11 protein-coding genes are annotated in these 13,502 nt (G+C 62.8%); 6 read left to right on the plus strand and 5 right to left on the minus strand.

The window, feature by feature from the left end:
* Positions 1 to 12 precede the first annotated feature (12 nt).
* From QWJ46_RS03005 to QWJ46_RS03025, 5 genes are all read left to right on the plus strand, one after another.
* Positions 13 to 921 (plus strand): flagellin, encoded by a 909-nt coding sequence (locus tag QWJ46_RS03005; RefSeq protein WP_302748937.1) that lies wholly within the window; start codon positions 13 to 15, stop codon positions 919 to 921.
* Positions 922 to 1,181: 260 nt separating this feature from the next.
* On the plus strand, positions 1,182 to 2,735 hold the full coding sequence (locus tag QWJ46_RS03010; RefSeq protein ID WP_302748938.1) for a DHA2 family efflux MFS transporter permease subunit: 1,554 nt from the start codon (positions 1,182 to 1,184) through the stop codon (positions 2,733 to 2,735).
* Positions 2,736 to 2,813: 78 nt separating this feature from the next.
* Positions 2,814 to 3,302 carry a cupin gene (locus QWJ46_RS03015; RefSeq protein WP_184458589.1) on the plus strand — a complete coding sequence of 163 codons (489 nt, stop codon included), beginning with the start codon at positions 2,814 to 2,816 and terminating at the stop codon, positions 3,300 to 3,302.
* A gap of 175 nt (positions 3,303 to 3,477) precedes the next feature.
* Positions 3,478 to 6,765 (plus strand): cellobiose phosphorylase, encoded by a 3,288-nt coding sequence (locus QWJ46_RS03020; protein ID WP_302748939.1) that lies wholly within the window; start codon positions 3,478 to 3,480, stop codon positions 6,763 to 6,765.
* Between the two features lie 115 nt (positions 6,766 to 6,880).
* Positions 6,881 to 7,654 (plus strand): hypothetical protein, encoded by a 774-nt coding sequence (locus tag QWJ46_RS03025; RefSeq protein ID WP_302748940.1) that lies wholly within the window; start codon positions 6,881 to 6,883, stop codon positions 7,652 to 7,654.
* 62 nt (positions 7,655 to 7,716) lie between these two features.
* On the opposite strand, the gene QWJ46_RS03030 is transcribed toward QWJ46_RS03025, so the two are convergent.
* The 5 genes from QWJ46_RS03030 to QWJ46_RS03050 form a co-directional block, all read right to left on the minus strand.
* Positions 7,717 to 8,463: a FadR/GntR family transcriptional regulator gene (locus tag QWJ46_RS03030; RefSeq protein ID WP_184458586.1), complete on the minus strand. Its 747-nt coding sequence runs from the start codon at positions 8,461 to 8,463 to the stop codon at positions 7,717 to 7,719.
* A gap of 122 nt (positions 8,464 to 8,585) precedes the next feature.
* Positions 8,586 to 9,350, minus strand: a complete 765-nt coding sequence (kduD, locus tag QWJ46_RS03035; RefSeq protein WP_302748941.1) for a 2-dehydro-3-deoxy-D-gluconate 5-dehydrogenase KduD — start codon at positions 9,348 to 9,350, stop codon at positions 8,586 to 8,588.
* A complete protein-coding gene (gene kduI, locus QWJ46_RS03040; RefSeq protein ID WP_302748942.1) occupies positions 9,347 to 10,183 on the minus strand; it encodes a 5-dehydro-4-deoxy-D-glucuronate isomerase in 837 nt (278 codons plus the stop codon). The genes kduD and kduI overlap by 4 nt, the downstream gene beginning before the upstream one ends.
* 539 nt (positions 10,184 to 10,722) lie before the next feature.
* Positions 10,723 to 10,869 carry a DUF1127 domain-containing protein gene (locus tag QWJ46_RS03045; RefSeq protein WP_011428254.1) on the minus strand — a complete coding sequence of 49 codons (147 nt, stop codon included), beginning with the start codon at positions 10,867 to 10,869 and terminating at the stop codon, positions 10,723 to 10,725.
* A 163-nt stretch (positions 10,870 to 11,032) separates the two neighbouring features.
* Complete coding sequence (locus QWJ46_RS03050) at positions 11,033 to 12,013, minus strand: 3'-5' exonuclease (RefSeq protein WP_302748943.1); 981 nt, start codon at positions 12,011 to 12,013, stop codon at positions 11,033 to 11,035.
* A gap of 117 nt (positions 12,014 to 12,130) precedes the next feature.
* On the opposite strand from QWJ46_RS03050, the gene QWJ46_RS03055 reads away from it, so the two are divergent.
* Positions 12,131 to 13,399, plus strand: coding sequence for an NAD(P)/FAD-dependent oxidoreductase (locus QWJ46_RS03055; RefSeq protein ID WP_302748944.1), 1,269 nt, complete (start codon positions 12,131 to 12,133; stop codon positions 13,397 to 13,399).
* The last annotated feature ends 103 nt before the right edge of the window (positions 13,400 to 13,502 follow it).

Genomic DNA, 13,502 nt, shown 5'->3' on the forward strand with positions numbered 1-13,502 from the left:
GGCGACATTTCCATGACCAGCATCAATACGAACAATTCCGCGATGGCAGCCCTTCAGACGCTGCGCACCGTCAATTCCAATCTCGAATCGACGCAGAACCGTGTTTCCACCGGCTACCGGGTCGACACCGCATCCGATAACGCCGCCTACTGGTCGATCGCGACCACGATGCGGTCCGACAACAAGGCGCTGTCAGCCGTGTCCGACGCCCTTGGGCTCGGCGCCGCAAAGGTCGATACGGCTTACACGGCAATGGACAGCGCGATCGACGTCGTCGACGAGATCAAGGCCAAGCTCGTGGCCGCGACAGAAGATGGTGTCGATAAGTCCAAGGTCCAGGAGGAAATCAGCCAGTTGCAGGAGCAGCTGATGAGCATCGCCCAGTCGGCTTCCTTCTCCGGCGAAAACTGGGTCGCCGGCGCTGACGGCACCGTGAGCGTCGTCTCGTCCTTCGTCCGCGACGGCTCCGGCGCCGTTTCGGTGAAAATGACCGATTATGCTCTCGATACCGCCTCGATGGGCAATGTCCTGTTCGGCATGAGCGGCGGCTCGATCGAAACTTCCACCGGCATTCTCGGCACTTCGTCCGGCGCGACCGGCTCGGTCTATTCGATGGATATCACCGACTTCACGCTCGGCCAGATCCAGTCGGCGCTGACAACCGTCGAATCGGCGCTGTCGGCGATGACCTCGGCAGGTGCACAGCTGGGTTCGATCTCGACGCGCATCGAACTGCAGGAAGATTTCGTCGGTGCGCTTTCCGATTCGATCGATTCCGGCGTCGGCCGCCTGGTCGATGCCGATATGGAGGAGGAGTCGAGCAGGCTTTCCGCCCTGCAAACCCAGCAGCAGCTGGCGATCCAGTCGCTGTCGATCGCGAATTCGTCGTCCCAGAACATCCTGTCGCTCTTCCGCGGCTAATCCTGGCCGACGCAAAGGGAGCCGGGCGCATAGAACGTCCGGCCAAAATTCGCCGATCGAACACCGAGCCTGGCCTTCCCGGTCAGGCTCGGTTGCGTTTCGGGAATGTGCGACAAAAGCCGGGGGGTGGCGATGTCCTCGGTCTGTGCGCGTTGTAAGCTTTTCGCCGCAGCGTGGCGGTTGACATGCCGATCGTTTCGATCGCAAACATGAAAGCCCTAGATTTCTCACAGATGCAGCCGCGCTGGCGGGATCCTCGCATGTCGGAACGACTTGAAGCTGCTCGTCCTGATGGAAGGCCCGCCATCGTCTGGCTCGGCTTCCTGGCCATGTGCGTCGGCATGTTCATGGCGATCCTCGACGTTCAGGTGGTGGCGACATCGCTGCCGACCATCCAGTCGGCGCTCGATATCGGTCCGGATCAGATGAGCTGGATACAGACGGCCTATCTGATCGCCGAGGTGGTCGCCATCCCGCTGACCGGCCTGCTGACGCGGCTTCTGACGATGCGGTGGCTGTTCGTCGTCGCCATTGGCCTGTTCGTGACGGCGTCCGCCGGCTGTGCGGCCAGCGGCAGCTTCGGCGCGCTGGTCGCCTGGCGGGTGCTTCAGGGCTTTTCCGGCGGAACGCTGATCCCCTCGGTGTTTTCAGCCGTGTTCATTCTGTTTCCGAACGAGCGGCAAGCGCTCGCGACGACGATTGCCGGCGTGCTGGCGGTGCTTGCGCCCACCGTCGGCCCGATCGTTGGCGGATGGCTGACCGAAACCTATTCCTGGCACTGGCTGTTCCTGATCAACATCCTTCCCGGGATTGCCTCGGCAATCCTGGCGGCCCGCTTCCTGCCGAAGCAGGCGGTCGATCCGTCCGAACTCAGGCATCTCGACGGTCTGTCGCTCCTGTTGATGGCGGCAGCGCTGACGGCGCTGGAACTCAGCCTCAAAGAGGCGCCGACCAGCGGCTGGACCTCGGCCTATGTGCTGAGCCTGCTGGCCGTCTGCCTTGTCTCGGGCGGCGCGTTCATAACGCGAACGCTGCGCCGGCGCCGGCCGATCGTCGATCTTGGTAATTTCGGCGATCGGAATTTTCTCGTCGGCTCGGTTCTGAGCTTCATCCTCGGCATCGGCCTCTTTGGCTCGGTCTATCTCATGCCGGTCTTTCTCGCCTTCATCAGGGGCCACGACGCCCTTGAGATCGGCGTGACCATGCTGGTCACCGGCATTGCGCAGCTGATCACGGCGCCGGTCGCCGTCGCGCTGGAAAAGCGCATGGATGCGCGGCTGCTGTCGGCCGCCGGTTTCGCCCTGTTTGCGATCGGCGTCGGCATGAGCGCGTTTCAGGATCCGCGCTCGGATTACGACGCGATGTTCTGGCCGCAGGTGGTGCGCGGCGTCGCCATCATGTTCTGCCTGCTGCCGCCGACCCGGCTGGCGCTCGGCACGCTTCCGGCCGATCGCGTTCCCGATGCGAGCGGGCTTTTCAATCTGATGCGCAATCTCGGCGGCGCCATCGGCATCGCGCTGATCGACACCATCATCTACACACGCTCGGAGCCGCTGGGCCAAGACCTCTGGGCGCGCCTCCAGGCCGGCGACATCGAGGCGGCCACATTTGTCGGCGCGCCTGCCGAGATCATATCGAGACATAGCGGCAGCTTCGATGCGGATACCATGGCGACGCTCGATCCGCTGGTCCAGACCGCGGCAAGCGTTCAGGCGATCAACGAAGCCTGGATGATCGTCGCCGTCCTGACCGGCTGCGCCCTGCTCTCAGTCCCCTTCGCCAGGCGGCCGGCGCCGGGCGAAGACCGTCGCTGACGAAGCCCAGTCCATTGTGGAACCGCCGGCGCTCGCCAAAAGTTTGGCTTTTGAAGCCATTAGCATTGGGAGGTCGGTATGAACACCGAGACGATCATTTTCGAACCGAGCGGCTGGGTCCCGAACAACCCCCGTCTGCCTGTATTGCTCTATCGGGAGCTTTTTGCCGATGATGATCCTGCTGATTTCAAAAGCCGCTTCGCGGCAAATGGTTGGACCGGCATCTGGACGAACGGTGTCTTCGATTATCAGCACTACCATTGCGGTGCTCACGAAGTCCTGGGCATTGCACGTGGTAGCGCCACACTGCTGATCGGCGGCCCCGGCGGTCGAGCGCTCGAAGTCGCGGCGGGAGACTGTCTGGTGCTTCCAGCCGGAACCGGGCACCAAAACCTCGGCTGCACGGCGGAGTTCGAAGTCATCGGGGCTTATCCCAAAGGGCAGCATGCCGACATTCAGACTTCGGCTGCTTCAAGCGAAATGCTGGCGAAAATCTCCTCGGTACCCCTGCCCGATACCGATCCCGTTCAGGGATCATCGGGATTTCTCGTCGAGAAGTGGCGGTAACCATCTGCGCCGCCGCGACCGGGGTCAAATGCCAGTCCTCTCGTTTTCTGATCCGCTCTGATGTGAGTCTATCGGTCGCGCCACCTTGTCGATCTTCCCGTCACCGGTAAGATTTCTCTCAATCTTTTTGAGCCATCCTTTGATTCCCCCGCGGACACCAATCGACGAGATCTCAATGGCCCTGAACCTCAAGCGCAGTTTGCAAATGCCACGACGCGAAGAGCTGGGTCTTCTCGCCATTAGCAACGGTTCCGGCCTGTCGATATCGGCGCTGCCGAACGGCACGCTGTTTGCCATCGAATATGCCGACGACAAGGGGGCGGTGCAGATCAATCAGATCCAGGGCTCGCCGCTCTACGGCGGCATCAGCCGCCTTTACCTGCGCATCGGCGGCGCCAAGCCTGATGTCGTCGAGATCGTCGGCCCTCGCGCCGACGGCCGCTTCGGGCACGACGCGACGAGCCTTTCCTGGAGCGGCAAGGCCGGCGACATCAGCTACACCGTCCGCCTCGAGCTTCATGCTTCCGAAACGGCCTGGTTCTGGCGCGTCACGCTCAAGCATCCGAAGAAGGGAATGCTGCCGGTGGATCTGGTGCTCGTCCAGGACGTCGGTCTCGGCGATCGCGGTTTCCTGATGAACAGCGAGGCCTATGCTTCGCAATATGTCGATCACCATATCGCCGATCACGAGACATACGGCCCCGTCGTCATGAATCGGCAAAATCTCAAGCAGTCGGGCCCCCGCAATCCCTGGCTCATCCAGGGTTGCTTCAATGGCGCGGCCGCCTATGCCACGGATGCGATCCAGCTGGTGCAGGCGAAGCACGGACAGGGCGACCTGCTGGTCGGTCCCTTCGGCACCAGCCTGCCGAGCGAACGGCGGCAGCAGGAGACGGCCTGTCCGGCCATTCAGTCGAGACCGCTTTCCGTGTCCGCAGACGGCGCGGCTGCGACCTTCTTTGCCCTGTTCGCCGCCGATCATCCCGAGGCGTCAAGCGATGCCGACCTCTCGCGGCTCGAGGATATCAAGGTGCCGGGGAGTGCAGCCGCTGATCCGGAGGCGGCCGCGGCCGCTCGCAGCCTGCTCCAGGATGCGCCCCTGCTGGAGGCAGAGTCGCTGGATCTGAAGGCGATCCGAAAGCTCTATCCGGAGCGGAGCCTGGAAGAGCGCGCGCACGGAAAGCTTCTTTCATTTTTCGTGCCGGACGGCGTGCTCAACCGCCACGTCGTTCTGCGCGACAAGGAACACGTCGTCGCGCGGCGCCATGGCGCCATCGTGCGGAGCGGTCAAAACATGCTGCTCGACGATACCACCCTTGCCGCCAGCTGCTGGATGCAAGGGATTTTCGCCGCGCAGCTGACGATCGGCAATACGTCCTTCCACAAGCTCTTTTCGGTATCCCGCGATCCCTACAATCTGACGCGCGCCAGCGGGCTGCGCATCATGGTCGATCTCGGCGCGGGCTGGCAGCTTCTGGCGGTGCCGTCGGCTTTCGAGATGGGGCTGAGCGACTGCCGCTGGATCTATGAGTGCCCGGATCGCAGGATCATCGTCACGGCGATCGCTTCCGGCGAGGATGCGGCGATGCAATGGAGTGTGTCCGTGGAAGGCAAGCCGTGCCGCTTCCTGGTGTTTGGTCATATCGTGCTCGGGGAGCGCGAATATGACGCCGGCGGGAACATCGAATTCGATCCCGGCCGCAAACGCATCTCTTTCCGGCCGGACCCGGCCTGGCTCTGGGGCGAGCGTTATCCCGAAGCCGTCTACTGGCTGGTGAGTTCGACGCCGGATACAATCGACGAGATCGGCGGCGACGAGTTGCTCTATGCCGATGGCGTTGCGCGCAACGGCGCCTTCATCGCGCTCAAGTCCCTGCCAACGCGGGCGTTCTCCTTTGCCGTCGTTGGCTCGATGACCGATGCCGAAGAAGCCGAACGGCTGGCGAGCCGGTATGAGGCCGGCCTCACCGATGAGGCCATGCTTGCGCCGGCATCGTCATTCTGGCGCAACACCGTGCGCGGCATGAGGATCGACAGTCCTTCACCCGATCTCGCCGCCCAGGCAACCCTCCTGCCCTGGCTCGCGCATGACGCCATCGTCCATCTAAGCGTGCCGCACGGCCTGGAACAATATACGGGTGCGGCCTGGGGTACGCGCGACGCCTGCCAGGGGCCGATCGAATTCCTGCTCGCCTATGAGCACGACCGCGAAGCCAGGGAGGTGGTGAAGACCGTCTTCAGCGAACAATATCTGGAAAAAGGCGACTGGCCGCAATGGTTCATGCTGGAGCCCTATGCCAACATCCGGGCGGGTGACAGTCACGGCGACGTCATCGTCTGGCCGTTAAAGGCGCTCTGCGACTATATCGAAGCGACCGGCGATCTCGCCATTCTCGATGAGAAGGTATCCTGGCGCGACGAAAAGACCATGCAGAAGACGCCCCATCCCGATGCCGTCGCGACCCATGTCGAGAAGCTGCTCGATACCGTCCGCACACAGTTCATCCCGGGAACGCATCTGATCCGCTATGGCGAGGGAGACTGGAACGACTCACTGCAGCCGGCCGATCCGCATCTGCGCGACTGGATGGTCAGCAGCTGGACCGTCGCCCTGCTCTATGAGCAGTTCGTCCGTTATTCCGCCATCCTGCGCCGCCGCGGCCAGGGCGGCAAGGCAAAGGCTCTGCGGAAGATCGCAACCGCGATGCGCCGGGATTTCAACCGACATCTGGTGCGCGACGGCGTCGTCGCCGGCTATGGCATCTTCGATCCCGCCCATAACGGCGTCGAATTGCTGCTGCATCCGAGCGATAAACGCACAGGCCTTTCCTTCTCGCTGATCTCGATGACGCAGGCGATGCTCGGCAAGCTGTTTACGCCGACGCAGAGGCGGCATCATATGCGGCTGATCGAAGAGCATCTGCTCTTCCCCGATGGCGTGCGGCTGATGGAAAAGCCGGCGACCTACGCCGGCGGGCCCGAAACGCTGTTTCGCCGGGCCGAATCCTCCTCCTTCTTCGGCCGCGAGATCGGGCTGATGTATGTGCATGCGCATCTGCGCTATTGCGAAACGCTCGCGCTGGAGGCTTCGGCAGAGGAGCTGTGGAAGGCGATATCAGTCGTCAATCCGATCGCCGTCACGACGGCCTTGCCGCATGCTTCACTGCGCCAGCGCAACACCTATTTCAGCAGCAGCGACGCGGCTTTCCATGACCGTTATCAGGCGGCGCAGCATTGGGCGCGCATCAAGACCGGAAAGATCGCCGTCGACGGTGGATGGCGCATCTATTCGAGTGGACCTGGCCTCTACACCAGGAGTTTCGTCGAAAATATCCTCGGCTTCAAACGACGCTTCGGCCGGCGCAGGCGCAAACCGCTCCTGCCTGCGGCACATGCCGCCGTCGATCTGCAGACGGATCACGCCGCCTGGCGGCGGCTGAGGAAGCCGAAGACGGGGGAATAGCGTTGAGAGAACCCTAAACAGCGGCAAGAGAGAACGGCTGGAGAGCATCCTATGTGGCCCCGTGTTCCCTCGCAGAATGGGGGATTCCGCGCCGCCCCGAGCAACAGAGTTTCTTATGATAGGCAACTCCTCACAAAGCAAAATCCTGAAACACACGGCCCGTTCCGATGCCGAAAAGGCGCGTATTTGTGCCGCTAACAATGCAGATCTGTATCAGGCGGTTTTCCGTGCCCATGGACTGCCTGATCAACGCACCAGCGCATTTTGGTCAAGCGACGCGATCGCACCGCCATACTATTCCAGCATGACGACACTCGACCCGGATGCAATGGAGGAACAGCTGGTTGAAATCGGTCGGCTGACAGATCGGCTGGGACGGCGCCCGGATTTCAAAGACGGGTTTTCCAGGCTCGATCTCGTCGGCAAAGGGTTCCGGTTGTTGTTCTCCGCATCATGGATTTGGGCTGAACCTCACAGAATTTCAGCGCATGCGCCGCAAGATTGGGCACGCATTCGCGACGGGGCGGCCCTGGAGCGCTGGGAATATTCGTGGAAAGAGTCGGGCAGCCCCACAGATGCCAACGTCTTCACACTGGCTCTGCTTTCCGATCCCGACATACATATCTATGGCCGATGGGCCGGTGACGGCTTTGACGCCGGCTGCATCGTAAATCGATCACCCGAGGCTGTCGGAATCTCCAATATCTTTAGCTTGGCTGGCACGCCGCAGGTCTTCCGGGATGCCACCTCGTTGGCCACTGTCGCCTTTTCACCCGATCTGCCGCTTGTCGGATACGAGCGTGATGAACCACTAGACGAAATGACGAAACTGGGTTTCAAGCCGGTCGGCCAATTGCGGATTTGGCTATCCGATGAGGGCGTCATGTAACGCTTTTTCTTCATTTGCGTTGTTCAGCGGGAAATCACGCAACGTCCTCAAGATGCGAACGTTCAGGACAGGCCGGTCGCATCGCGCAGTTCCTCGAACCGGGCCGCACTCTTCGACAGATGGCTGCGGATGGCACGGCGCGCGGCCGCTTCGTTGCCGTCGCGGATCGCCGTGAATATGGCGTGATGTTCCCTGCGCATGCGGGCGGCATGGCGCTTGCGCTCCGCAGCCGTCATCTTGTCCAAGCGCGCCCATTGCCGCGGCACCATGAGGTTGCCGAATGTATCGAAGAGGCGGCCATAGTAGGAATTCTGCGTCGCGACCAGGATCGACCGGTGGAAGGCGTAATCCTCCTCTGCGCCGTATCCGCCCTCTTCCAGCGCCCGGTCGAGCGCATCGAGCCGGTCCTGCATGCGGTCGATATCTTCCGGCGTGCGCCGCAGCGCGGCCAGACCGGCCGCCTCATATTCGACCCCCATGCGCAGTTCCAGCACCCTCAGAACCTCATCGATCGACTGCAGGTCATTGGGAATGATGGAGAAGGATCTCGGTGTCGGATCGTCCGAGACGAAAGCCCCGAGGCCCTGGTGCGTGGTGATCAGTCCTTTGGCGCGCAGGGTGGCGAGCGCCTCACGCACGATCGTGCGGCTGACGCCGGTCGCCGCCATGATCGCCTGTTCGGTGGGCAGGCGCTGGCCCGGCTTGAGGTCACCGGACTCGATTTGCGCCGTCAGCGTATCGGCAAGGTTGCTGCGCAGGTTCGACGGCTGGCGAATGGTGCTGAAAAGCGCGTTGTCCTTGTCCGTCATCCCTTGTCAAATCCTGCCTTTCGGGGCGGCTGCGCCGGCCGGTATGCTTTTGCTAACGCATGCCGGCCGGAAAGGCAAAGACGCGAGCCGAGACTCTATGCTTCGTCAGTCGGCGAAAGCGATCACCGCGCCAGCCAGCCGCCGTCGACGGGCAGCACTGTTCCGTGCACGTAATCGGATGCAGGCGATGCCAGGAACACGGCAGCACCGCCAAGTTCGGACGGCGTTCCCCAGCGTCCCGCCGGAATACGGGCCAGGATGGCGGCGTTGCGATCGGGATCCTCACGCAGCGCTGTCGTGTTGTTGGTGACGAAATAACCCGGCGCGATGGCGTTGACGTTAACCCCCTTGCCGGCCCATTCGCAGGCGAGCAGCTTCGTCAGCCCGGCAAGCCCGCTTTTCGAGGCCGTATAGGACGGGATGCGGATGCCGCCCTGAAAGGAGAGCAGCGAGGCGATGTTGATGATCTTGCCCCTGCCCTTCTCGACCATGTGGCGGCCGGCCGCCTGCGACAGGAAGAAGGCCGTCTTCAGGTTGACGTCGATCACCGCGTCCCAATCTTCCTCGGTGAAGTCGAGCGCATCGGCACGGCGGATGATGCCGGCATTGTTGACGAGAATGTCGAGGCCGCCGAGGGTCTGGATCGTCTCGGCGACGATCCCCTTGACCGGCTCAATGGTGCCGAGATCGGCCTTGATGACATGGAAGCGGCTTCCTGCCTGCCGCACCAGTGCCTCGGTTTCCTCCATCGAGGAGCGACCGACCGCAACGATCGAGGCGCCAGCCTCGGCCAGGGCGGCCGCGATGGCCTGGCCGATGCCGGTATTGGCGCCGGTGACGACGGCGGTCCTGCCGGAGAGGTCGAAGGGATTTGCCACGGTGCTCACCTCAGATCCGCAATGGCGATATGATCCATGTCGGTGAAGCTCTTGTTGTCGCCGGCCATCGCCCAGATGAAGCTGTAATTCTTGGTGCCGGCGCCCGAATGGATCGACCAGGGCGGCGAGATCACCGCCTGCTCGTTGGCGACCAACATATGCCGGGTCTGCTGCGGCTCGCCCATGAAGTGGAAGACACGCTGGTCGGATTCGAGATCGAAATAGAGATAGGCTTCCATGCGGCGGTCATGCGTATGAGCCGGCATGGTGTTCCAGACGCTGCCCGCCTCGATCATGGTGAAGCCGAGGGTGAGCTGGCAGGACTGGCAGACTTCCGGATGGATGAACTGGTAGATCGACCGCTTGTTGGCCGTCGCGGCTTCGCCCGGCGTCAGGTGGCGCGCCTTTTCGCGGGTGAGCAGCACGGTCGGGTGCGTCTGGTGCGCCGGCGTGGAGACCAGATAGAATTTCGCCGGATCGGCGGCATCGGCGCTCTGGAACCGGATGTCCTTGGCACCTTTGCCGGCATAGAGGCAATCATATTTGGCAAGGTCGTAGCTGGCGCCGTCTACGATGATGCGGCCGGCGCCGCCAATGTTCAGGGCGCCGAGTTCACGCTCGGCAAGGAAGGTCTCCTGGCCGATCGCCGTCGGCGCCGTCAGCGTCAGCGCGGTGCCAAGCGGCGTGGCGCCGCCAATAACCATCCGGTCGTAATGGGAATATGTCAGCCGGATCTCACCGCCCGCAAAGACGGTCTCGACCAGAAAGTGACGCCGCAGCGTTTCGGTGTCGTATTCGCGCACGGCCTCGGGATGGGAGGCGTGCCTCACGTCGATCTGCATGTCAGTTTTCCTTCAGCTTCGTTGTCGTCACGCATCGTCGCTATTGCGCAAGCCGGTCTATCAGGCGTCTTCCGCTGCGGCGGTATCCGTCTGGTTACATAGTTGTACGACAAGTTTGGTGTCAACAGGTTTGTCCCGGACTCGGCTGAGCAGACGTGAAGCGATCGCAAGCGGCTTTCGGCGCGGCCGGACATTCCTCGGCCAAAACGAAAAAAGCCTGCCGCGGGAGGAGGTGCGGCAGGCTTTCGATAAAAACCGAACGACAGCTGGGAGGAGGAGTGCTGCCGTTCCCGCAAGCGACCCTGGGAGGAGGATGGGGCGCCTGCATGTTCGAAGGGATGCGGGAGGAGGTGCATCGCTTCGATGGAATAATCATACTTATTTCCTGCTCAGATGATAGGCATTTCTTTGCAGGGCAGCTATGCGTTATGCGAAAAGCGGGCAGCTCGCCGTCTGACGGGCAAGCGCAAAAAGCAAAGCGCCCGCTCGGGAGGAAGCAGGCGCTGGGCAAGTCTCGAAAATGGTGGTCTGTCTGGCCGTTAGCGGGCGATGGCTGCGCGCGCAACGTTGCGGATGTCGCCGCGGCCGATGCCGAGGTCGTCCAGTTCGCGCGTGGACATACGGCCCAGTTCAGCGACCGTCTGACGGTACTTGCGCCAATTGTTGAAAGAGCGTGCTACGTTCATGATGATCCCCTTTCCGTGGGCTTTCGAAGCCTAGCTGCCAGTCCTTGGCGCTTCGTTCGCTTCGATGCGCTGTATATAATACGAGCCCTGCGATTGTTGCAGCGCCAATGCGGCACTGCACCTATGCGATATCTGCATGGGTTCTAAAGAGCAGCGGTTGAAGTCAGGCTTTGAAGCGGTCGAAGGCCGTCAGCCGGACGAGCGGCGGATCGGCCTCCTTCCACCGGTAGATGTCCGACCGCAGATAGGAAAGCTCGTCACCGAGATCGTCTTCGCCGACTTCGATCCACCAGGATTTCAGGCGGCCATCGCTTCCATCAGACCAGCGGTAGCCCCTTGCCTTCAGATGATCCTTCATCTCGAACGGGCTGTGTTCGGCAAAGATGCGGATGCGGCAGCGTTGGCTGGCGCGGTGAAGCTCGGCGAAGGGGTTTTCACCGTCGCCTTGCTGTCGATCGAGGATCTCCAGGAGCGCGTGGCAATCGTCCACCGCGCGGTGGCCTTCGTGGAAATAGCCGGCCTGGCCGACGAGATAACCGAGCTTCGTGCCCTCGAAACCGCGGGCGCTCCAGTCGATCTCCGAAACTGAGCACGCCCAGGCCTTGCCGGCGAAGATGGGTGAGAAGGCTTCGCAGAACGGCCGGTCGAACCCGGCATTGTGGGCAATGATGAGGTCCGCCGGTTCAATCAGGGCACTCAGCGACGCCAGGTCGATGATCTGTCCTTCGACCATGACGTCGGTAATCCCGGTCAGCCTGGTGATGTCGGGCGGGATCGGCCTGGACGGCTGCTGCAGGCCGCCATAGATGCCGACCACATCGCCGACCGCGCCGTCATCGTTGAAGGTGAAGGCGACCGCGCCGATTTCGATGATCTCGTCGCTGCGGTGGTTGAGCCCTGTCGTCTCCGTATCGACGATGACGCCGAGCCGTGAAAACCCCGGCCGTCTCGCTGCCGCGACCGGCCGGGCGGCGAGTTTCCTCAGGATGCGATAATTGCCGCTCTCCTCAAGTGCGCGCGCCATGTCTTCATCGCAGCGGGCCGCTGGCGGTGACGGCCGCCGGCGCGCCGTGCCGCGTGCTTCGGCCATCGCGGGCGATGCCTTGGCAAACATGTCGAGTTGCGAATCTCTGTGCACGCTCATGGAACTTGTATGTCACGGAGGCGCGGGCGAATCCATCGCCCGCGGCGCGCTATGCCCAGCCCTTGCCTTTCATGGACAGGAAAGTTTAGCTGAGTGTCAGCGGCGGAAGGAGAAACCATGCCTCGTGACGACATCAAGGACGCCGACGAAGACGTCGTCATCATCGGCGCCGGTGCTGCCGGTATTGCCGCTGCCCGCCGCCTGCTCGCCATCCGTCCCGGTCTTTCCGTCCTCTTGCTCGAAGCCGGCGATCGTCTGGGTGGCCGAGCCTGGACGGTCGGGCTGCCCGGAGCCGGCGATCTGGGTTTCGATCTCGGTTGCGGCTGGCTGCACGGGGCGCGGACCAATGCCTGGACGGCGATTGCCGGCGAGGTCGGACTGACGGTCGACCGCTCGCCGGCGCCCTGGAACGGCGGCCGGCGGCTTCGGCGCGACGATGCGGAGACCCAGGCCGCGCAGCAGGCGATCGGCGCTTATTTCGAACGCCTCGAAAGCCATGAAGGCAACGATAGCGACCTGGCAGCAAAGCTCCTGCCCGGCGGTCGCTGGAACGGCCAGATCCGGGCGATCGGCACTTACATCACCGGCGCAGAATTGGAGCGCTCGTCGATCGCCGACTACAACAGATATGATCCCGGCGCCGGTCCCGACTGGCGTGTGCGGCAGGGCTACGGAACATTGATCTCGCTTTATGGCGCGCCGGTCCGGTCAATGCTCGGCGTCGAAGCTATGCGCGTCGATCACCGCCATGCCGGCCGTATCAGCATCGAGACGAACCAGGGAGTGATCACCACCCGGACTGTGATTGTCACCGTTTCGACGAATGTGCTTGCCGCCGGCAGGATCGCCTTCGACCCTCCCCTGCCCGACAAGATCGAAGCGGCAGCTCGTTTGCCGCTGGGGCTCGCCGACAAGCTCTTCCTCAGCCTCGCCGATCCGGAGGCGCTGCCGGTGGATACGCATATGCTCGGCTCGACCAGTCGCGGTGCGACCGGCACTTATCAGCTGCGGCCGTTCGGCGCTCCCGTCATCGAAGCCTATTTTGCCGGCGATCTCGCCCATGATCTGGAGCGGGCGGGGTCGGAGGCTGCCTTTTCCTTCGCCGCGGATGAGCTGGCGGCACAATTCGGCACCGACATCCGCAAGCAGTTGTCTGTCGCGGCGATTTCGGCCTGGGCCGCGACGCCGTATATCGGCGGCTCCTATTCTTATGCGCAACCCGGCGCCTCCGATCTGCGCGGGATCCTCGCCGCGCCGCATGACGGGCGGATTTTCTTTGCCGGCGAAGCCTGTTCGCGCTCGCGTTATTCGACCGCGCATGGCGCTTACGAGACCGGCGTTGCCGCAGCCGACCGGATCGTCGGCGCGTCGTCGGGAAATCCATAGCGGCTGCCGGCCGCGACGGCAGGCGGAAATATTTTTTCCCACTTGTCGCACGGATGGGATTGGTTATTCTGCCCTCGCCCCCGCGCTACCCAGCCCGGGGCGC

Origin of the sequence: Rhizobium sp. CBN3, from assembly GCF_030518245.1 — a bacterium.
Classification (GTDB): Bacteria; Pseudomonadota; Alphaproteobacteria; order Rhizobiales; family Rhizobiaceae; genus Rhizobium; species Rhizobium aethiopicum_A.

What these genes read in the sequence shown, in the direction of transcription:
- QWJ46_RS03005 (WP_302748937.1), top strand. Translation starts at nt 13, where the DNA reads ATGACCAGCATCAATACGAACAATTCCGCGATGGCAGCCCTTCAGACG.
- QWJ46_RS03010 (WP_302748938.1), top strand. Translation starts at nt 1,182, where the DNA reads ATGTCGGAACGACTTGAAGCTGCTCGTCCTGATGGAAGGCCCGCCATC.
- QWJ46_RS03015 (WP_184458589.1), top strand. Translation starts at nt 2,814, where the DNA reads ATGAACACCGAGACGATCATTTTCGAACCGAGCGGCTGGGTCCCGAAC.
- QWJ46_RS03020 (WP_302748939.1), top strand. Translation starts at nt 3,478, where the DNA reads ATGGCCCTGAACCTCAAGCGCAGTTTGCAAATGCCACGACGCGAAGAG.
- QWJ46_RS03025 (WP_302748940.1), top strand. Translation starts at nt 6,881, where the DNA reads ATGATAGGCAACTCCTCACAAAGCAAAATCCTGAAACACACGGCCCGT.
- QWJ46_RS03030 (WP_184458586.1), bottom strand. Translation starts at nt 8,463, where the DNA reads ATGACGGACAAGGACAACGCGCTTTTCAGCACCATTCGCCAGCCGTCG.
- kduI (WP_302748942.1), bottom strand. Translation starts at nt 10,183, where the DNA reads ATGCAGATCGACGTGAGGCACGCCTCCCATCCCGAGGCCGTGCGCGAA.
- QWJ46_RS03045 (WP_011428254.1), bottom strand. Translation starts at nt 10,869, where the DNA reads ATGAACGTAGCACGCTCTTTCAACAATTGGCGCAAGTACCGTCAGACG.
- QWJ46_RS03050 (WP_302748943.1), bottom strand. Translation starts at nt 12,013, where the DNA reads ATGAGCGTGCACAGAGATTCGCAACTCGACATGTTTGCCAAGGCATCG.
- QWJ46_RS03055 (WP_302748944.1), top strand. Translation starts at nt 12,131, where the DNA reads ATGCCTCGTGACGACATCAAGGACGCCGACGAAGACGTCGTCATCATC.